Consider the following 19,046-nt stretch of genomic DNA (forward strand, 5'->3'; position numbering starts at 1 on the left):
TTACTGCTTGCTCGTTTGCTCTTGGACCAGAGTTGTGCGGTATTGACTTGGCGTCAACCCCGTCCATTTCTTGAACGCGTTTTGGAAAGCGCTTGGCTCCGAGAAATGCAAGGCATAAGCAATTTCACCAACGGAATATTCGCGTTTTCTCAAGTAACCCATCGCCATTTCTTTGCGAACGAGAGTGGATAAATCGTTGAAGGTCGTTTTCTCTTCCTTTAGTTTCGACTGAAGAGTCCTTGTACTCGTCCCGAACGATTCGGCAGTCTGCCGCAGCGAAGGAAAAAAGGCAGGCATGGATTTCCTCATCCACTGCACAATTTGCTCGGATAACACGCTTTCCTCGGTCAGCTCGATCCGCGTTTCTTCCGCAATAGCCTCAAATACGATTCTTAACCTTGCATCGGAATACAAAACGGAATAATCGAGTATTTCCTTGCCCATTCGAATAACGTTGCTCGTCGAACCGAACTGGGGCATCATTCCGAATACGGGGAGATACGGCGCCGTATCCGGCGGAGCGTCATGCTCAAATGCAATGCCGTAAACCGGAATACGCCGATTGCTCAGCCTTCCAATCAATCGGTAAAGCGAGCTGGCCATATCCTCTACGCAATGGCGGGACATCTTTCCCGGATGTTCCAAATACAACCTTATAACCACTTCGTCCCCCATAACTTCCCAGCTCAGATTGAAACCGCTGCAAAGAATGACATTGTATCTCTGATACGCAGCGAGTGAATCGGCGATCGTATCGGAATGCATCATCACGTAACCTAGAATACCCAAATCTACGAATTCAGTCATAGCGCCTTGATGCAGTCCAAAATAGTCGTCCTGCGTGAAATCGGCAGCCGCAATCATTAAACGCTCCAATTCCTCGCCCGCAATTCGCCCTTCCACGTCCTGCAGCAAGCTTGCATCGAATGAAGCATAGCTGCAATAGCGATCCGTCTCGAATCCCTTGTGAACGATAGATTTCATGATTGGATACACCATTGAAACGGCGACTCCGTGGCTCTTCAAGCTTTTTTCCTCCTTTGCGCGAATCATCACCATTTCTGCGCTGTTGATCATTCATTTATTTACATTATCGCTTTATGCTAATTGTAGGGTTGCACCACTATATTATATCGAAAACAAGCCTAATGGACAGCGTTCATCCTGTTAAAAAGCCTAAACACAAAGGAGATATCCATATGAAATCGAAAATTCTCATCGTTAACGGACATCCTGATCCCCAAAGCTTCTGCTCGGCACTTGCCGAAGCCTATTCTGTAGGCGCACAGGGGAGCGGCGCCGAGGTACGCACAATTGACCTCAGCAAGCTAGAATTTGAGTTGAACTTGAAATACGGATACCGCCAACGAACGGAGCTGGAGCCGGATTTATTGGAAGCACAGAAGCTCATTAGCTGGTCCGACCATATCGTGTTCGTATACCCTACCTGGTGGGGCGCAATGCCTGCGATTCTAAAAGGCTTTATCGACCGGGTTTTCTTGCCTGGCTTCGCCTTCAAATACCGTGAAAATTCCAGCCTATGGGATAAACTGCTAAAAGGGAAATCCGCGCATCTTATCGTCACAGCTGATACCCCCTCCTGGTACAACAGACTCATCTACAGACGTGCCGGCCATAACGTAATGAAGCGAAACATTCTACAATTTTGCGGCATTACCCCAGTTCGCATAACCGAGGTCGGGCCCGTCAAACCTTCAACCGCGGAGCTTCGGGCAAAATGGTTGAAAAAAGTGAAGTCGCTCGGTTCAAAACGATGTTAAACGCTTATTTAGCGCAAGGAAGGCTGCCTTGGATTATAAGGCAGCCTTCCTCTCGCTAATGCTTTGCTTCCGATGGATGTATCTTGTTCAGACTCCATTAACTCAGGCCGTCTAGCAGCCGTCTCAGCGTATACAAACAATCATCCAATGCTGCATCCGCTTCTTCCACGTCCGTTTTTTGGGCGAGCCAGAGCGCTGCTTCATTTAGTGCCCCTGACAGCAAATGCGTTGCTGCATCAAGCCGGATGCTCTTAAGTGTGCCCTTCTGCTGCATCAGTTCCAACTGACCGTGCAGAAGTCTCATGGATTGCTTGGCGTCAAGCTGTCGCCACTCCTCCCATCCAAGCACGGCCGGCCCATCGATCAGCATGATTCGCCTATTTGTCGGCTCAGTAGCTGCCGTCACGAAGGCACGACAGCCAAGGTACAGCTGCTCGAACATGTCCTCGCTTTGAGAGGCTTCCTCTTCGACACGCTGCGCAACTTCTTCCTGAACGGATGCAAGCACAGCTTGAAACAAGCCTTTTTTATTATTGAAATGGTGGTACAAAGCGCCCCGGGTAACCTCTACGCTTCTAGCAATTTCTTCTAATGAGCATTCGGCATATCCATGATCGGTGAAATGCTCTCGAGCAATCTGCTTAATCTTATTTATCGTAATTGCCGTATCCTGCTTATTTCTTTTCATTTCGCTGACTATGTCTCCTTCTAGCTGCCTCTGTCTCCTTTAAGCTTCCTATGTTTCCTTCAAGCTGCCTCTGCTGCATTCCGGTGCAGCTCCTTGCCTATTCCTCTTTCTTCCAGGCCGCGTCCACGTAATGGGAGCTCTCTTCGGCCGAAGGCGGAATCATCGTAATCACGTCGATTAACACGCCTCCGGGATCGGACAATATGAAGTGGCGCTGCCCGAAATCCTCATCCCTAATATCCTGTACGAGCGACAGCTTCGCATCGGTTATTAAGCGCTCATATTCTTTATCTACATGATCAACTTCCATATTTAAAATCAATCCTTCAGCTTTCTTGCGATAAGCCTCAGGAACCGTAGGATGGTCTGCCGAAAGCAAGGCCAGCTCATAACCGTTTCCATTGCGCAGGCTAACATACCAATCCGACTCATATACAGACTGGAATTCGAAATGCTTCTGATAAAATTCTGTACTCTGGGCTACGTTTTTTGTCAAAATAACTGGATAGAAACCGTTCATTCTCATGCCTTCATTCTCCTCTATAAAAGATGATATCCTCAATACAAATTAACATACATACAGAACGTATGTAAATGATTATAATCAAATTCGCACAAAAAACCAAGCTTCAACATGACGAAGCTTGGTTTTACGTTATCCTCACTATTTTTATTAGCCGATCAAAGGCCTTGAGACGTTGTCGCCGGCTTCGGAACGAGCGCGCAAAATACTTGGCATGGCAGACAGCAGCCGATCACGCGTAACCGGATCATCGAAATTCCAAGAGCTGTCCGCTATATGAAACCGGCCCTTCTGAACGGCTTCGAGCGACTGCCATTTCGGATGATCCATTAACCAAAGCATATGTTTGTTATTGATCTCCCGGGGATCCGAGAGCAGAAATAAACGGTCGCCTTCTAATTCCGCAAGGTTGTCCACCTCGATCTTCCGGAAACTTTCGCCGCAGTCATGTATACCCCAAGCAGTACTTGAAACCTTAAAGCCCTGCGGATGATACAAGCTTGCTGCGAACCCCGACATCCCCATCACATAAAGCTTTCCCATATGCAGAAGCACGACGGAAGCCGTTTCGCCTGGCCGTATTTCCGAAGCACGATTCGCCCACATCGACTCCCATCGTCTCTCGTAGCCTTCAATCCACTCCGATGCCTTCTCGGTCATCCCTAGCAATTCCGCGACTGCAAGCAGCCGCGCTTTGGTCTCCAGATTGCTGTCAATAATAGCAGTTGGAGCGATTAAGCCAAGCTTCTCATGATGGCGATGCAGCTTGCTGCCTAAGATGATTAAATCGGGACGAAGCCCATCTATGATGGAAGGGTCCCCCAGCAAGCCAACATCGGCCACCCCATGCAGAAGATCGCCGAATACAACTTGTCTCCCAATAACCGTAAGCTCTGCGCCGACAGGCTTCATTCCGAGTGTCAGAAGCTCCCCAAGCGTATAGCCGGTTACCACGATTCGTTTTGTTCTGGCGGATGGAAGCACCGCAGACGGAACAGCACCGATATCAGCCGCCGGCGTTCTGCTTAGCTTTGCGTATAAGCCGGGCGGAATTCCGATCCTTTTCGTGAAGCGCCTATTGAAATAATATTCGTCGTTAAACCCAACCTGCCTTGCGATCTCTCGAAGCGGCTGCTCATTGCCTTCCAGCAGCTGCTTCGCTTTCTCGATCCGCAAATCGTTCAAGTATTCCAGCGGTTTCTTCCCCATCGCCAACTGAAACGCCATACTGTATTTCGAACGTCCCATGTCCGCCATTTGGGCGAGCTGGTCGACGGTAATTTGATCTAAATAGTGTTCATTCAAATAGCCGACGGTTAAGCGAAGCCGATCCGACTCTTCGGCAGACGATAGCTTAATCGCTTGCTCGTTCAATTCCAGAAGCAGACAAATCATCTCTTGCAGCCAAATAAGCTGCCGCATTCTCCCAGCCTGGCTTGCTTGCGCTGATAGAGGGCGAAGCCGTTTGATCGGCTCGAGAAGCCGGGATGCCGGAGAACCAATGAGCGGCCGATAGTATGGCCACTGCTTATCCACAATCGGCAACGGCGTCCGGTCACCCCAGCCGAATGCATCAAAGGAAACCACATAACCCTCAATCACCGTTTCGCCTGCATGCCATTTCATTTCACTCCCCGGAGGGAGCAGAATGCATGTTCCTGCTTTGAAGCTCCATTTGGTATCCGCAATCTGATACATGCCTTCTCCTGAAGAAAATGCAATAATCGTATGCCTGTCGCAGCTAATTGTTAAATCTTGACGTATATCGCATTGCAGAAACCGATAATCCGCAAGCGAGAACATTAGCGATAAAGCTGAATTCGATGATTTACGCTGCATATGATGCCTGCCTCTAATTGAGAATTATTATCAATATTGTATACAAAAAAGGCAAGCGATTCAACTGTTTCGTTGAAATATCGCTTGCCCATTCCTCTTTATTTTATGCCCATTATTTTTGGCAGTTCATCCAAGAAGCGTTCCATCGTTATCGGGTCACTGGCGTTCCAGGAAATGCTGGCCAGATAAGCACGATTATTCTTAACGGCTGGAATCGATTTCCATAGCGGGCTGTCGATCAGCGCCTTCGCCGCTTTCTCGTCTTCCGTGCCTGGTGCGCTTAGCAGAAACAGATGATCACCGGCAAAATCCGGAAGAACCTCTTGGGATATGAGCGAGAATGGCTCAGCCTTGTCAATGAGCGCCTGTACCTTTTCGCTGGCGCTAAAGCCCTGTGGCTGATACAAAGACATCGTCAGGCTGAAATGGCCCATGACATAGAAATCGCCTCCCAGACTTAGATAAACAGTCGCGGTTTCCCCCGGCTTCAGGCCAATTTTGTCCCATGTCGCTTTCGCCTTGCTCTCATAGCTCGTAATCCAATCCTCCGCCACTTGCTTCTTGCCGACGATGTCTGCCACTTCGCGAATCCGGTCATACGTGACGGCATCTCGGTTGAATACGACCGTTGGCGCAATTTTGGACATATCCTGGAAAATCTTCTCCTCGTCATCCCCGCCGTATCCCGCTTGCAGGATTAGATCCGGCGCAAGCTCAATAATCTTCTCCATGTTATGCGGGTAACCGATATCGACTACGCCTTCCAGCTCACTTTTATAAACATAAGGCTCTCCCAGCCAATCGTTGCCCGCCGGCTTAATGCCAAGTGCAAGAAGATCGCCTGGAATATCGCCGAGCATGACGATTTTTTGAGGATTAGTCGGTATCGTCACTTCATGACCGCTGAAATCTTTATATACACGAGTGGTAGATTGTTCCGAATTCGATGCCGCCGATTCGTTGTCAGCCTTTGAACCGCAAGCAGCCAAGGCGCTTACGGATAATAACAAGAAGCAAAGAAGTAAAAGTCTAGCGTGTTTTTTGTACATTGGTCAAACCCCTTTATCGATTGTATTGAGAACAATTATCAATATAATCGAAGCAAACAATGATGACAATGGATAAAAAGCAAACAACCTTTTGTATAAAACGTCATTTGCTTTTACAGGTCGCCCTCTTTCGAAAGCGGGCTCCGCTCATTTAACGATAAAACTGCCAAATCACGAGCAATGCCATTAAAACAGCCAGTAAAATAACAGATAGCCAAGCAAAAGCAGCTTCTTTAAGCGTTACATTCGGATGCTTTTTATACCTATACATAAACAGTAAGCCTGCCAGCAGGACAGCCAAAACGGCAAATATATCATTCATGATGATGTGAACGATGATTTCCGAATATGCACGTTCATAATTGCTTAGCATGCGAAGGGCAAGAATAAGATTATTCGCGATAAGTCCGGTTCCAACCAAGGTTAACCCTCTAACGATATGGCCGAAGAAAGCTTGCTCCCGCGATTTCAATCGATTCTTATTCCTAAACAACAATGACTGGATAAGCATAACGATTGGCGCCACGGCAAAGTAAAGCACTGAAACGGCTGCCAGTGCGGCGTAACCGGCAAGCACCGGTGTCGATTTAGATTTGGGCAGCGGGAGGTATTCGGTTGTATAAGCGGTTATATTGTCAACAGCATGATCCGTAACCTTGAAATGCAGCTGCATAAACACGTCAAGCGAAGAATCGCCGCGAACCTTTTCATAGAGGTAAGGCTTTACCTGCTTATAATCCGCGCTCATTCCCGCCAGCGAAACCCGAATTTCTTTGGACTCTAAAGGAACCACTTTGAGCAGCGTGAGATAGGCATATACGTTCATAAAGCCTTTATAAGGTCGCCTTGCCGTCACGTAACTTCCTTCCAGCTCCTGCGGGTCAGGCATTTCTTCTACTGATTGCGCGTAGCTTCGCTGACCTAGCAGCTCCTTCATCAAGCCATGAACGATAGACGATTCAGCCGATTGGTTCGTTAGAATAACGACAGCGAACTGCTCCTCCGGCACAAGCTGAAGATTGCTGGAGAATGCAATGGTATTCCCGCCATGCCCGACTCCCTTATGCGCGCCTGCGTATTCCCAGAAGCCGTGCGCAATGCCAGGCATATCTGCATCAGCCGCATAGCTTGTAGAGAGCATCTCGCTAATCGTAGCTGGCTGAGCGAAAAGAGGAGATTGATCACCGGCTGGTGGCATAAATGCCAGTGCAAACTTAGCCATATCTGCAGCCGTGCCGTTATTGCCGCCGTTCGGGTACATCGACATGTAATTCCATGAAGCTGGCGTAAAAGATGATGGGCCGGCGTGCAGATAGCCTTGTGCTTTGACAGCTATCAGATCTGGGCGATTCTCTAGCGTTGGGTGCGCGGTCGACTGTTGCATGGAGAGCTTGGAGAAAATATGCTCATCTACATACTCATGAAATTTCTGGCCGGTAATTCGCTCAACGATATATCCTGCCAAAGAGGTCCCGTAATTGGAATAAGCGACTGTCTCTCCTGGCCTTCTTACCTGTGCAGGCTCGGCAAGCTGCAATCCTTCTTCCAGCGGGCGAACCTCCCCAGGGGATTGATAAGCCATATCGAACATATACTCTTCGAAGCCCGCATTATGATTCATTAAATTCAGCATCGTAATGGGCTCGTCATATTTGAGCTTGGACAAGAAATGGTCAGGCAAATAGGTCCGAATATCCGCTTGAAGATCCAATTGATTGTTCTCCGCTAATTGCATGACTGCTGTCCAAACGGCAAGCTTGCTAATCGATCCCCATTCAAAAACGGTGTTCTCCGGGCTGATGGGTACTTTGTTCTGAACATCTGCGTAGCCGTATCCTTTTGACAATACTACCTTATGGTCTTTGACAACAACAATAGCTGCTCCTACCGTTGATTTGCCGATATATGCGTCCACGTATTGATCGACAAATGCTTCCAGGCCTGATATCGGAATACCCGATGGAGTCGTGCTGCGGCTCGCTGCACTAGCCATACTTCCTGGTAAAGCAGGAAGGCAGCCTGATATAGCGAGCATAGCTGCAAACCAGATTGCAATTGCTTTTTTCAACATGTTTCTTCCCCCTTCATACCACTCGGCTGCCTGCGTTTTAAGCAAACAGAGTTCAAATATAGCATGATTGAGAAATCTAGTAAATTCATACAAATATTATTTTTTAATAAATTATGGATAACACATCGTTGGCGACTTCCGTTTCTGGAGCTGCTTTCGGAAATCCAATAACCAAAATCATGTTCCGCGGTACTTTTCGTAAAATAGGAGTAAGAAATCTCAAATGGTATAACTACACCGGCATGGAAAATCGAAGCTTGGAGACGCGACAGCAGGGCTTGTTGAAAACGGAGCGATTATTTGTAAGCCTATAGCACCTTTTGCTCTTTTAAAAATACCACCCTTGAATAGTTGTATTATAACTGAGTATCTCATATACTGTTTATATCATACACTATTTTTAGAGGAGGAAAACATGAGTAAGCTCGCCATTGAAACGATTGGACTGCGCAAAAAATTCGGCAATCAGGTCGTGCTTGACGGAATTGACATGCAAGTTCCCGCCGGCACGATTTATGCTCTTCTGGGACCTAACGGAGCAGGCAAGACAACCTTGATTCACATTTTATCCACGCTATACGATCAGGATGATGGCATTGTAAAGATTGCCGGCTATGATCTCGCGACCGACAAGGATATGGTGAGGCAATCGATCAGTCTAACCGGGCAATTCGCCGCAGTCGACGAAGTATTAACGGGCGAAGAAAATTTGCGCATGCTCTGCCGGCTCTCTGGCTTAACAGCTGCGGAATCACGCAGCCGCACAGAGGAGCTGCTGCGCCATTTCGATCTTGCAGCAGCGGCAAAAAAACGCGTAAAAACCTATTCGGGAGGCATGCGAAGGCGGCTTGATATTGCGATCAGTCTCGTGGTCAAGCGCCCCATTCTGTTTTTGGATGAACCGACGACAGGGCTTGATACGATAAGCAGGCGCTCCTTGTGGCAGATCATCCTTCAATTGAAAGAACAAGGCATCACTGTCTTTCTGACGACTCAGTACTTAGAGGAAGCTGATCAGCTCGCTGATATCATCACCGTCATTGACAGCGGACGCGTAGTTGCGACCGGAACGGCTAAGTCGTTAAAGTCCAGCATCGGCGGCGAAGTCATTGAAATCCGCAACGAAAAGGATGAAATAGTCCGCACCGCAGCTACTAGCGGTACCCTGCTGGACATGAACCAAGCCTTGAACGAGCTAACGCAAAGTCTCTCGCCTACTATGCGCGTAAGCATCCGCAAACCGAGCATGGATGATGTCTTTATCGCACTGACTTCCCAAGAAATGGAGAGGGCCCCATCATGATGAATGCAAGCACCTCAATCAAGAGAGCCTCTTTTGCCACGACGAATGCCGTCTTTATCGGACGCAGCATACGGCATAGCTTACGCAACGTTGAAGCATTGATTATGGCGATCATGCTCCCTGTCATGCTCATGCTGCTCTTCACCTATGTATTCGGCGGGTCCATTGACCCAACCGGAAATTATGTTAACTATGTCGTTCCCGGCATTATTCTGCTCTGCGCCGGATTCGGCTCATCCAGTACCGCAGTTGATGTGTCCATGGATATGACTAACGGTATCGTCGATCGGTTCCGGACTATGCCGATTCAGAGCATGAGCGTAGTTACCGGCCATGTCGTCGCGAGCCTTGCACGCAACCTATTCGCAACAGGGGTTGTTGTCGGGGTTGCGCTGCTTGTCGGATTCAAGCCTTCCGCAAGCTTGCTTGAATGGCTGGCAGCCATAGGCATCATTGCTTTGTTTATCCTCTCCTTCACTTGGCTATTCGCGGCAATCGGATTGATGGCCGGCAGTCCTTCCTCAGCCAGTGCTTACGGGTTCATCCTGCTTTTTCTGCCTTACTTGTCCAGCGCTTTCGTCCCAACGGATAACATGCCGAGCTGGCTGCAAGGCATTGCGAATCATCAGCCGATTACACCCGTGATCGAAACGATTCGCGGTCTCCTTACCGGCACACCCATTCTAAATAGCGGCTGGTTTGCGATTGGCTGGTGCTTATTCATTGTTCTAATCTCCCTAATCTGGTGTAATTGGGCCTTTCAGCGGAAAACGGCTCGGAGATAAGCTCCTTGCAGCACTGTTCCGAAGCACTGTTCCGAAAAAGTAAATGCGAATGGTCAATCCCCTAACATGCACAAATAACCTTCAACGCCACTTTTATAGTGGAGCTGAAGGTTTTTTCATCTTCAATATATGTACCAAACGGGAGCTGAGATTTCAAAAGCCGACATGTGGGCCAGTCCCTTTGGCATGTCCGATTCCGTTCAGTCCGGCTTCAGCGTTTGCTTGCGCTCAAGATAGTGCTCAATACCGTCCAGAATTCTTTCTAGACCGAAATCGAAATCATCTCCTACCGTATTCTCGCTCTCATTTTCTCCTGTGTATGCCCCTGACATGATAAGCGGATGCAAGCTTGGAAATCGTTCTGCCTTAACCAGCTGCTTAAGCGCCTTGCTGTAGCTTAGACCGCTAAAAATATCTGGGGTTCCTCCCGTTTGAACCATCCGCTGCATGTCACGCTGAATGATTCCGCTTGAACGCGAATAGCTGCTTAGCAGGAGGAGAATTGACATTTTTTCGTATTCGTTCAAGGGAAAGTCGCGCATGGACCTAAGCATCCAATCGACCATCTGCAGGTTGTTAGGCGTTATCGGAACGCTTGAAATCGGAATGTCGCCAAACCAAGGATGCTTGCAAAAAACAGCAATGCACACCTTCACATACTCCCGCATACTTGCCCGCCAATCGATTTCCGCCACTTGCGGAGGGATCGGAACATCGCATACCGCATCCTGCATGAGCAGAAGCAGATCGTCCTTGCTGGCAATATATCTATATAGGGACATCGTCGTAAAACCGAGTGAAGCTGCAACCCTGCTCATCGATACGCCGGATAGCCCATCCTTGTCGGCAATGGCAATAGCTGCATCCACTATCTTTTTGATGCTTAGCTCGCCTTTAGGCCCCCGTTTCGACTGCTGCACGATTCCCCAGCTGAGCTTCGCCCCATTAGGGAAACCCTTCAGTTGTTCCTGATCAAGATACTCATTGTTTTGCATCACTGCCTGCCCCCCGAAAACGAACCGTCCGTGTAATTGTATACCTGATAGACAGTATATCACAACTAAACGTATCCCCGTAACTCGCCTTCCGGCCATGGTCTACTCGAATAGCTTGTTTCATATACATAGACAAGCAAAAAGCATGCTTGTATGAAAGTCTAAACGGCTGTTGCCGTCCTCTTTGGCAAAAGCAGTCGTTACGCGGAGATAGATAAGCACATTTATATGTGAAAACATATAAATTCTTATACATGTCAATCACGCCCGGAAAGGATGTGCTCATTACCCAATGGAGCTTCAACTGCCGCTAGTTGTCACGTTTCTTCTGCTTCTCGGAGTTGCCTTATTCTGGACAGCTGCCTATGTTCTCGTCATTTATAGAGGATTCAAGGATCAGTTTTGCGGAATGCCGCTCGCTTGCATTTGCGCCAACATCACTTGGGAGTTCCTGCTTACTTTCATCATGCCGTTTCATCCGCTTCAACAAATCGTAACCTTAATCTGGTTTTTACTCGACTGCGTCATCCTGCTCCAATATTTCATGTATGTCAAAGCACCATATTCCAAACGCTTGATATATGCTTCCGTCGCCGGCTTGCTTGTCATTTCGTTTCTGCTGCATTACGGTAGCGCGATTGAATTCGATGACGAAATGGGTATTTATTCGGCCTTTTTCATCAACTTATTGATGTCCATCCTGTTTATTAAGCTGCTGCTTGCCAAAGAGCTCCAAGGTCAGTCCCTTTCAATCGCTTATTTCAAAATGATTGGAACGCTCTGTGCATCCGTCATCTGCTTTGCGCTTGATCCGCAATCAGTATTGCTCATGATTATGTATGTTTTGATTTTTATATTGGACATCCTCTACATCCTGCTTGTTTATCGTAGAACGGTTAGCACAGTGCTCAAACCTGCATAAGCATCAACTGCAAGAAGAATGAACCCAGGCCGCTTGCGACTGGGTTTATTCTTCTTGTTCATCTTGCTATTATTGTGCCTCTTGCTCTCCTTGCTCTTCTTGCTCTTCTTGCTCTTCTTGCTCTTCTTGCTCTTCTTGTTCCTTTTGCCTCTTGCCTCTTGCCTCTTGCCTCGCGCCTTTATCCGAAAGCCATGCTCGATTGCTGCCGACAGTACCTGCCTCACTTGCCCCTAACGAGCACTTTTTTCAGCCCAGCCCTAATTTCAGACCGGTGGGTATATACGAGAATAGCCATATTTCCGAGCCATACCCATTGTATGGCGGCAGGGAACGCCCTTGCGTACAAATAGAGGTAGAGAAGCAGCATGCCAAAGACCACCTGTAAACCGTCGGTATGCGCTGAATGCTGCTTGCTGCGGTACAGCCAGCGTATCGCTGCCGCAAGCAGCGCGAGAATGATCGCATATGCCAGCGCGGCCTCGAACGCCGTAATGGCGCTCCATACCCCGAAGGTGACTGCAATCGCCTTGCCGCCCTTTCCTTTAAGGAATGGGCTGAAGGCATGCCCAGCTATAGGTGCCAAAGCAAGCGGAACGATTAGCATGCCTTCGCTGTAGCCACTTCCAATGATGAACAGCAGAGGAAGATATCCCTTCAGAAAGTCCAGCAGCATGCCGGCAGCGCCAAATTGATAACCGGCAGACTTCCAGAGGTTCATCGCTCCGGGGTTTCCGTCACCTACGGCTCTCAGGTTCTTCTTGCGCAGCAGAGCGATCCAATAGGAGAACATAAGGGAGCCGGAAAGAAACAAGCATGCGGTCAGCACGATGATCATGATCCCCGCCTGCCTCTTACTTTGACGTACCGGCCTTTCCATTTCACTTTGCCGAGTACAACGACCTGATATAGTGAATAACCCATCACGATAAGAAAGAAAAGGGAAGAAACGAAATGGAACACCGGAATCAGAATGCCAAAAACGCCTACGTGCTTAGCGAAATAAAACAATTGCAGCATGTAAATGAGGTAGCCGATCATTAAAGGCAACGCCCATGAGGTATTAATGAACAGCCATACCGCATTCGTCAGCAGGAGACCGATCGTCCAAATCGCAATAGGAACGACCGTCCAAAGGCTAAGAGTACCTGTGCTTAAAATAGCGCCTTTGCTAAAGCCTTCGATTTGGCTTCGAATGCCTGTTGGATACATCCGGAAGGAGACCAATCCATATCCGATGAAATTGGTGACGGGAATGCCCGCCTCCATAAATTTCGATCCGATAAGCAAGTCATCCAAAACCTCGGATTTGACGCTCTCATGCCCATTAATCGCCTCGTAATCTTCTCTTAAAGCTAGGATGCACGAGCCATAAACGCCTTTTTGAGGATTGCTTTTCTCGAAAACGGACGTGAACGCAAATATGCCCAATATATTCATAACGAGCGCAAGCTTCTCATACAGCTTCTCCGTTTGATGGAACGGAACGACCGATATGACTCCCTTAGAGCGCTCCCTTGCCTTCATTAACAATGCCAGCGCTTGTGGCGCAAGCCTAATATCCGCGTCCAAAAAAGCGAAGGCATCTCCTTTGGCATGCAAATAACCGTTCCATACCGCCCAGCTTTTACCCGTCCAGCCCTGTGGCAGACTTTTGCCCGAAATGACCTTGACCCCGTAGCTTTCCGCTATCTCCCTCGTCCGGTCAGTGGAGAAATCATCCACGACGATAATCTCGAAGGGCTGGTACGTTTGCGACTGCAGGGAATCCAGCAGATAAGGCAAATTAAATTGTTCATTTCTAGCGGGAATGATAACAGAAAGCTTTCTCGACCTATGATCGGTTTCGTCCACTACAGGTATTGTATTTTTCCTGAACACGATAAAAGCAGATAGACAGCCGAGCAGCAGGAGCATCGTTATCCACATTTCTTTTCCCCCCTCTATATCTATATATGAGGGAACGATGCCCATTATAAGAGCGTCTTGCCAACATTATTATGCATACAAAAAACCGTTATGGCTTATTCGCCATAACGGTTTTTCCTATCTTGCGAAGCTATGATGGCCGATTGTCGCAATGACATCCAAACTTGACCAGAAAGCGCCTTTGGATACATTTGGATTAAAGAAATAGACGGCGTTCTCAACATTGTTTTTCCCATTAAGGGCATCCTTCGCGGCGCGCAGCACGCTTGCATTCGGTTTACTCTTATCCAGCAAGCCGTTGTGGGCAGGAGGGAATTGTTTGCCTGAATAGATGACATCCCGTATCGTATCCGGGAAGCTTGCGCTCTTCACTCGGTTAAGGATCACATTTGCAAGGGCAAGCTGCCCTTCATATGACTCGTAGCCTGCTTCAACCATCGTAATCTTGGCAAGCAATTGAAGATCCGATTCCGTATAAGGCTTAACCGGCTTGTCAAAAACGGAAGGGATGACGATCTTCAGCTTCGTTCCGGACTGGATGACTGCCTTCCCATCCAGCTCATTTCGTTTCAACAGCTCTGATTTGCTGCTTCCTTGCTCCTTGCTAATGGCATCTAGCCCATATTCTTGCGAAATGACCACTGGCTGCACGGTGATCAAATCCACAACATCCGCTTCGGCGTTCAACTGGACGTCAGCGTGCAGCAATTCCGACAGCTGGCGCAATGGCGCGTATAACCTGCCATCTTTCAAGACAGGAGCTCCATCCAGACGGTAACGGTTTTCGTTAAAATACACAATGGGAACTTCGTTACCCATTATAATAGTATCGCCTAAAGCAGTATGTATCGTTGCTTCCTCATTGATCTTATCCCAGCTCGAAGTGGCTCCGAGCAGTTCGGCAATGCGAGCTGCAGGGGCGTATAACTTCCCATTCTGCATGAACGCAGGATCGGTCATCTTCACGATCTTGCCATTTTGTTTGATCGTCACAGCATTCGTGGACACCGCTTCTCCCGCCGAGACGATAGACAATGGTCCGCTGCAAAGCAAAAGCATGCCCAAAACCATTGTGATAATAAGCCTGTTAACATTTCGGCCTTCTCTGATCATGCGTACCTCCCAGCACTACAAGTTGGTCTAAACTGCCAATGCTTACCTCTGGGCAAAATTATAACACAGCTAAATACGCCTGTAGGATTAACATTTTCACAGAATTACACAAAAAAAATATAAAAAAGCCCTGAAAACACAAAAAACCATCTCAATTGAGATGGTTCATCGGCGAATTCAGCACCTTATTCGGCAGCGCTTACATCATTACTTCCATCGAGATCGCGCCTTGCCGTTTTCACGATAAATGTTTCTCCGGTATCGGTCATTTCGTAAAGCTTGCATCTAGAATCGGGCATCCGGAACGGGGAATGAAGGATGAGCATCCACTCATGCTGAAACGTTCGGAAGAGCATGCCATGCCCGCTGTCGTCGTAAACCAGCGGCTCAAGCTGTTCCCATGGCCCCTCCAGCTTGCCTGTCTGAGAGCGCGCGATTGTCTGGACATAGCTGCCGTTGTCGTACGTTGACCAGAGCATGATTAGCCGGTTGCCGCTTGTGAGGTACAGCTGGCACCCGTCCGTCACGTACACCGACTTCGAGCCGTCAGGCGGATGTTCGCCATTATCCCATGGCGCCTCCGAACCATCAAACAAATGAACGGACTCAGATTCACTGTCGGTAAGCTCCGCATTCAGCTGAACAGCTTCCACCGTGCCGTCGCCTGTCTGCACCCATTCATGGCAGTATACCATCCATGGCTTGCCTTCATTATCTATAAACAGCGAGCCGTCAAGCGTCATCAACTGCTCCGAAACAATCGGAGCATTCTTCTTAACGAGTTCGAATGGCCCATCCAACGAGTCTGACACTGCAACGGCAGTGCCACGCCATTGCAGCGGATAACCTCCGTATCCCTCTCCGGCTAGCTTCTTATCGTTATTGTGGAGCGTCACGAATAAATAATAGTGGCCGCCGTAAGCGTGAACCTCCGGAGCCCATGCGCCGTGCTGCGGGTTCGTCCATACGCCGTCCGGAATGGTAAAGACGACATATGGCCCTTCCCACTCCGCTAGATCCCGGCTTTTATAGGCGAGCACGCCATAACGCTCCATTCCGTTCAGCTTTGGGCTTCCGCCCGTATATAGATAATAGGTTTGCGTGGCTCCGTCTGCAACGACGAATGGATCATGGGCAGGAATATCGGCAAGCTTTAGCCCTCCCCGGGGGTTCGAAACATCGGAAGCAGCATGATACGCGTTCATATTGAACATCCCTCCAAATCGAATAGTTACACTTATAATGGTAACATGAATGAGCTGGACATGACTGAACGACTAATAAGTATGAACTATGAAGTATGAAGATCATCTGGCCATTAAGTTATAGCAGTCCCAGCTCACGCGCACGAGCCACTGCTTCTGTTCGACGCTCCACCTGCAATTTGTCGAAAATAATTCGGTTATAGCCTTTAACCGTACTTAAAGCAAGGAATAGCCGTTCGCTGATCTCACGATTGGACAGACCTAAAGCGATATAATGCAGAACGTTCATTTCTCGCTCGCTCAACGGCTCGACAAGCGGCTGAGCGGCAGTCAGGCTCGTTCGAGCACTGGCATTAAGCTTGTGGTTCACCTGCGCCTTGGTCCCCGCATCGAATAGGGTTAGCAGCTTCTGCCCATAGTCAGTTACGCCCCCTTGGGCAGCCGCTTCAGCCAGCAGCGCTGCCATAACTTGGCCTTCATCGATAAAGATGCGCATGAATCCTTCGGGCTCCGCTATCGCCAGCGCGGCACGCAGCATGGAAATGGCTTTGCTTGTATCGCCGTGTAAATAGAGGGCAGCAGACTGCAATACCATGACCTGAAGCCGTTCATCCTGCCACCCCTTTGCTTCTGCTTGCAGCAGCAAGCGCTCCAGCAGCGCAAGCGCAGCTGCCGTATTCCCTTTAGCCAGCAGCACTCTTGCTTGGCTGACCGGAATATCCTGAGTCTGGGCCAGCCGTTCTGCTTCAGCTAGATTGCCTTGGCGGAGCAGTCCAAGCACCTGAGCTCCAGCAACCTGAATCGTTTGGTGCTCAAAGTGATGTTTCGCAGCATGAGCTGCAATGGCAGCCGCAGCTGCGGCATCTCCTTGCGCAAGCTTCACGCGTGCGAGCAGCACCTCGCTGGCAACGAATCGATCTGACCGTTCAATCAGCTTCGCCAGCTCAACACTGCGGATTGCATGCTGTTCAGCGGCAGCCAAATCGTTCCATTCATACAGAACGCGGGCAAGCCCAAGATGCGCCTCACATGCAACCGAAAGGGGCGGGTCTCCTGCCAGCTGCAATGCTTTCCGATAAGATTGGGCAGCCAAATAGAGCTGGTTGTCTGCTTCCTGTATGCTGCCAAGACCAATTGCAGCCATTATGCTGATGATGAAATGTCCAATCTCTTCACTTGTCGATAGGGAATGGATATAAGCCTGCCTCGCCGCCGCACGGTCGCCTTGGAGCTGATAAGCATATCCAAGCGCAAAGGTTGTCGCGGTTCGAACCGGCAAGTTATCGGGATGCAGATTGTCGAGCGCCAGCAGAGACTGGTTCATGATTGCTTCTGCGTCATGCTGGCTGACAGCCAATGTCGCACGTATAGAAGCAATATGTCCGATAAGATCCCGGTTTGCGGCATTCGGCTCAGCCTTCCGAAGCGCAGCTTCCGCAGACCGCAGCTTCGCTTCAACGCCGTTAATCTGACTATCGAACAATAAAACCGAAGCATATGTCACCCATAACGAGGGTTGCTCATTCATGGCTTGGGCTGGCAGCGACTCCAACCATCTCCGTACAGCAGCGGCAGCACCTCGAAAATGCAGCGGCATCCCTGCTCCCTCTACTAATCGGGCTGCCCGCTCCATATCGCCTGCGGCGGCTGCATGATGAAACGCCTCATTATCTAGACCATGATTCTCATACCAAATACTGGCGCGTGTATGCAGCTCTGCTGCAGCCACCTCGATCTTACTGACAGCTGAATTTTGATTATTGGTCAGCCGCTTCCGCAGCAAATCAGCAAATAGATGGTGATAACGGTACCAACGCCCTTCGTTGTCCAGCGGAACGATAAACAAATTCGCACGTTCGAGCTCCTCCAGTGTGTGCTGCTGGGGTGCAGATGAGTCATGGCTCAGCACCGCATCGCACAAAGAGCCGCACATCCGCTCTAGGATCGCCGTACTCAGCAGAAACCTTTGAATGCTTGGCGATTGCCGCTCAAGGACTTCTTCTATTAGATAATCCAGTACGAAGCGATGGCTGCCCGTGAATGATTGAATAAATCCGGCAGCATCGTTATGACCTTGCAGCGAAATCGCAGCTAGCTGCAAACCGGCAATCCACCCTTCCGTCTTCGTTTCTAGCTGGCTGATATGAGTCGGCGATAGCTTAAGACCCATCACCTTGGTAAGAAACCCTGTTGCTTCTGAGGACGTAAATCTCATGTCCTGCACGCTCAGCTCAGTCAACTGTCCACTGGCGCGCAGCCGAGCCAATGGGAGGCGAGGAGCATGACGCGACGCGATGACTAAATGCATTTGCGGCGGCATATGCTCGATCAAATAAGCAATCGCATGTTCAATGGATGGTGCATCAATCACATGATAATCATCAAGAACGAAGATAAAAGGATGCGGTGCGAGCGCGATTTCATTGAGCAAGGATACGAGAATCGATTCGATTGGCGGCAATTGCGGAGATTGGAGCACTGCAAGCAAGCCTGCTCCAGCATGTACCCCCACGGTTTGCAATGCAGCGGATACATATGTAAAAAACCGTGCGGGGTCATTGTCCGCTTCATCTAGTGATAGCCATGCTGCAGGCTGCTTGCAGGTTGCAAGCCAATCTGTTGCCAGCGTTGTTTTACCAAATCCGGCAGATGCGGAGATCAGTGTCAGCTTACGAGGGAGACCCTCATTCAGCCTTTCGATTAATCGGGAACGGGAAGCTGCCTTAAGCCTTTGCGGCGGGATATACAGTTTCGTAGATATAATGGGTATGTTCATAAGCTGATTATAATGACCCCGTTTCTATAGCGTCAACAACCAAGCCGTTTTTGGCAAAGATGGAGCTATT

The 19,046-nt window shown here is 49.0% G+C and carries 16 protein-coding genes; 4 read left to right on the top strand and 12 right to left on the bottom strand.

Annotation, left to right across the window (positions count from 1 at the left end; translation table 11 throughout):
- Positions 1-1,026 carry an AraC family transcriptional regulator gene (locus tag FHS16_RS07170; RefSeq protein ID WP_246431640.1) on the bottom strand — a complete coding sequence of 342 codons (1,026 nt, stop codon included), beginning with the start codon at positions 1,024-1,026 and terminating at the stop codon, positions 1-3.
- A 173-nt stretch (positions 1,027-1,199) separates the two neighbouring features.
- On the opposite strand from FHS16_RS07170, the gene FHS16_RS07175 reads away from it, so the two are divergent.
- Complete coding sequence (locus tag FHS16_RS07175) at positions 1,200-1,781, top strand: NAD(P)H-dependent oxidoreductase (protein ID WP_183560341.1); 582 nt, start codon at positions 1,200-1,202, stop codon at positions 1,779-1,781.
- Positions 1,782-1,878: 97 nt separating this feature from the next.
- Here the strand turns inward: FHS16_RS07175 and FHS16_RS07180 are convergent, their stop codons facing one another.
- The 5 genes from FHS16_RS07180 to FHS16_RS07200 form a co-directional block, all read right to left on the bottom strand.
- Positions 1,879-2,469 carry a TetR/AcrR family transcriptional regulator gene (locus tag FHS16_RS07180; protein WP_183560343.1) on the bottom strand — a complete coding sequence of 197 codons (591 nt, stop codon included), beginning with the start codon at positions 2,467-2,469 and terminating at the stop codon, positions 1,879-1,881.
- Positions 2,470-2,566: 97 nt separating this feature from the next.
- Positions 2,567-2,995: a VOC family protein gene (locus tag FHS16_RS07185; RefSeq protein WP_183560345.1), complete on the bottom strand. Its 429-nt coding sequence runs from the start codon at positions 2,993-2,995 to the stop codon at positions 2,567-2,569.
- Positions 2,996-3,142: 147 nt separating this feature from the next.
- Positions 3,143-4,831: a helix-turn-helix domain-containing protein gene (locus FHS16_RS07190; protein ID WP_183560347.1), complete on the bottom strand. Its 1,689-nt coding sequence runs from the start codon at positions 4,829-4,831 to the stop codon at positions 3,143-3,145.
- Between the two features lie 98 nt (positions 4,832-4,929).
- The gene (locus FHS16_RS07195) at positions 4,930-5,880 is read right to left on the bottom strand and encodes an ABC transporter substrate-binding protein (protein ID WP_183560349.1); all 951 of its coding nucleotides are present in this window, start codon (positions 5,878-5,880) and stop codon (positions 4,930-4,932) included.
- A 151-nt stretch (positions 5,881-6,031) separates the two neighbouring features.
- Entirely contained in the window at positions 6,032-7,951 is a 1,920-nt protein-coding gene (locus FHS16_RS07200; RefSeq protein WP_183560351.1) for a serine hydrolase domain-containing protein, read from the bottom strand.
- Positions 7,952-8,366: 415 nt separating this feature from the next.
- Between FHS16_RS07200 and FHS16_RS07205 the strand changes: the two genes are divergently transcribed.
- Together FHS16_RS07205 and FHS16_RS07210 are read left to right on the top strand one after the other, a co-directional pair.
- A complete protein-coding gene (locus tag FHS16_RS07205; RefSeq protein ID WP_183560353.1) occupies positions 8,367-9,254 on the top strand; it encodes an ATP-binding cassette domain-containing protein in 888 nt (295 codons plus the stop codon).
- Positions 9,251-10,039: an ABC transporter permease gene (locus FHS16_RS07210; RefSeq protein WP_183560356.1), complete on the top strand. Its 789-nt coding sequence runs from the start codon at positions 9,251-9,253 to the stop codon at positions 10,037-10,039. The genes FHS16_RS07205 and FHS16_RS07210 overlap by 4 nt, the downstream gene beginning before the upstream one ends.
- Before the next feature lie 200 nt (positions 10,040-10,239).
- Here FHS16_RS07210 and FHS16_RS07215 read toward each other — a convergent pair whose 3' ends face one another.
- A complete protein-coding gene (locus FHS16_RS07215) occupies positions 10,240-11,034 on the bottom strand; it encodes a TetR/AcrR family transcriptional regulator (RefSeq protein ID WP_183560358.1) in 795 nt (264 codons plus the stop codon).
- Positions 11,035-11,326: 292 nt separating this feature from the next.
- Between FHS16_RS07215 and FHS16_RS07220 the strand changes: the two genes are divergently transcribed.
- Positions 11,327-11,956, top strand: coding sequence for a transmembrane-type terpene cyclase (locus tag FHS16_RS07220; protein ID WP_183560360.1), 630 nt, complete (start codon positions 11,327-11,329; stop codon positions 11,954-11,956).
- 220 nt (positions 11,957-12,176) lie between these two features.
- Here FHS16_RS07220 and FHS16_RS07225 read toward each other — a convergent pair whose 3' ends face one another.
- The 5 genes from FHS16_RS07225 to FHS16_RS07245 all read right to left on the bottom strand — a co-directional run bounded on the left by FHS16_RS07225 (position 12,177) and on the right by FHS16_RS07245 (position 18,976).
- Positions 12,177-12,791, bottom strand: a complete 615-nt coding sequence (locus FHS16_RS07225; RefSeq protein ID WP_183560362.1) for a glycerol-3-phosphate acyltransferase — start codon at positions 12,789-12,791, stop codon at positions 12,177-12,179.
- Positions 12,788-13,882, bottom strand: a complete 1,095-nt coding sequence (locus FHS16_RS07230; RefSeq protein ID WP_183560364.1) for a glycosyltransferase family 2 protein — start codon at positions 13,880-13,882, stop codon at positions 12,788-12,790. Before FHS16_RS07230 ends, FHS16_RS07225 begins: the two co-directional genes overlap by 4 nt.
- 117 nt (positions 13,883-13,999) lie before the next feature.
- The gene (locus FHS16_RS07235) at positions 14,000-14,995 is read right to left on the bottom strand and encodes a cell wall hydrolase (RefSeq protein ID WP_183560366.1); all 996 of its coding nucleotides are present in this window, start codon (positions 14,993-14,995) and stop codon (positions 14,000-14,002) included.
- Between the two features lie 185 nt (positions 14,996-15,180).
- A complete protein-coding gene (locus FHS16_RS07240) occupies positions 15,181-16,200 on the bottom strand; it encodes a glycoside hydrolase family 43 protein (protein WP_183560368.1) in 1,020 nt (339 codons plus the stop codon).
- A gap of 118 nt (positions 16,201-16,318) precedes the next feature.
- Positions 16,319-18,976 (bottom strand): winged helix-turn-helix domain-containing protein, encoded by a 2,658-nt coding sequence (locus FHS16_RS07245; RefSeq protein ID WP_183560371.1) that lies wholly within the window; start codon positions 18,974-18,976, stop codon positions 16,319-16,321.
- Between the last annotated feature and the right edge of the window lie 70 nt (positions 18,977-19,046).

It is taken from the genome of Paenibacillus endophyticus (assembly GCF_014192395.1).
GTDB classification, from domain to species: Bacteria; Bacillota; Bacilli; order Paenibacillales; family Paenibacillaceae; genus Pristimantibacillus; species Pristimantibacillus endophyticus.

What these genes read in the sequence shown, in the direction of transcription:
- FHS16_RS07175 (WP_183560341.1), top strand. Translation starts at nt 1,200, where the DNA reads ATGAAATCGAAAATTCTCATCGTTAACGGACATCCTGATCCCCAAAGC.
- FHS16_RS07180 (WP_183560343.1), bottom strand. Translation starts at nt 2,469, where the DNA reads ATGAAAAGAAATAAGCAGGATACGGCAATTACGATAAATAAGATTAAG.
- FHS16_RS07185 (WP_183560345.1), bottom strand. Translation starts at nt 2,995, where the DNA reads ATGAGAATGAACGGTTTCTATCCAGTTATTTTGACAAAAAACGTAGCC.
- FHS16_RS07190 (WP_183560347.1), bottom strand. Translation starts at nt 4,831, where the DNA reads ATGCAGCGTAAATCATCGAATTCAGCTTTATCGCTAATGTTCTCGCTT.
- FHS16_RS07195 (WP_183560349.1), bottom strand. Translation starts at nt 5,880, where the DNA reads ATGTACAAAAAACACGCTAGACTTTTACTTCTTTGCTTCTTGTTATTA.
- FHS16_RS07200 (WP_183560351.1), bottom strand. Translation starts at nt 7,951, where the DNA reads ATGTTGAAAAAAGCAATTGCAATCTGGTTTGCAGCTATGCTCGCTATA.
- FHS16_RS07205 (WP_183560353.1), top strand. Translation starts at nt 8,367, where the DNA reads ATGAGTAAGCTCGCCATTGAAACGATTGGACTGCGCAAAAAATTCGGC.
- FHS16_RS07210 (WP_183560356.1), top strand. Translation starts at nt 9,251, where the DNA reads ATGATGAATGCAAGCACCTCAATCAAGAGAGCCTCTTTTGCCACGACG.
- FHS16_RS07215 (WP_183560358.1), bottom strand. Translation starts at nt 11,034, where the DNA reads ATGCAAAACAATGAGTATCTTGATCAGGAACAACTGAAGGGTTTCCCT.
- FHS16_RS07220 (WP_183560360.1), top strand. Translation starts at nt 11,327, where the DNA reads ATGGAGCTTCAACTGCCGCTAGTTGTCACGTTTCTTCTGCTTCTCGGA.
- FHS16_RS07225 (WP_183560362.1), bottom strand. Translation starts at nt 12,791, where the DNA reads ATGATCATCGTGCTGACCGCATGCTTGTTTCTTTCCGGCTCCCTTATG.
- FHS16_RS07230 (WP_183560364.1), bottom strand. Translation starts at nt 13,882, where the DNA reads ATGTGGATAACGATGCTCCTGCTGCTCGGCTGTCTATCTGCTTTTATC.
- FHS16_RS07235 (WP_183560366.1), bottom strand. Translation starts at nt 14,995, where the DNA reads ATGATCAGAGAAGGCCGAAATGTTAACAGGCTTATTATCACAATGGTT.
- FHS16_RS07240 (WP_183560368.1), bottom strand. Translation starts at nt 16,200, where the DNA reads ATGAACGCGTATCATGCTGCTTCCGATGTTTCGAACCCCCGGGGAGGG.
- FHS16_RS07245 (WP_183560371.1), bottom strand. Translation starts at nt 18,976, where the DNA reads ATGAACATACCCATTATATCTACGAAACTGTATATCCCGCCGCAAAGG.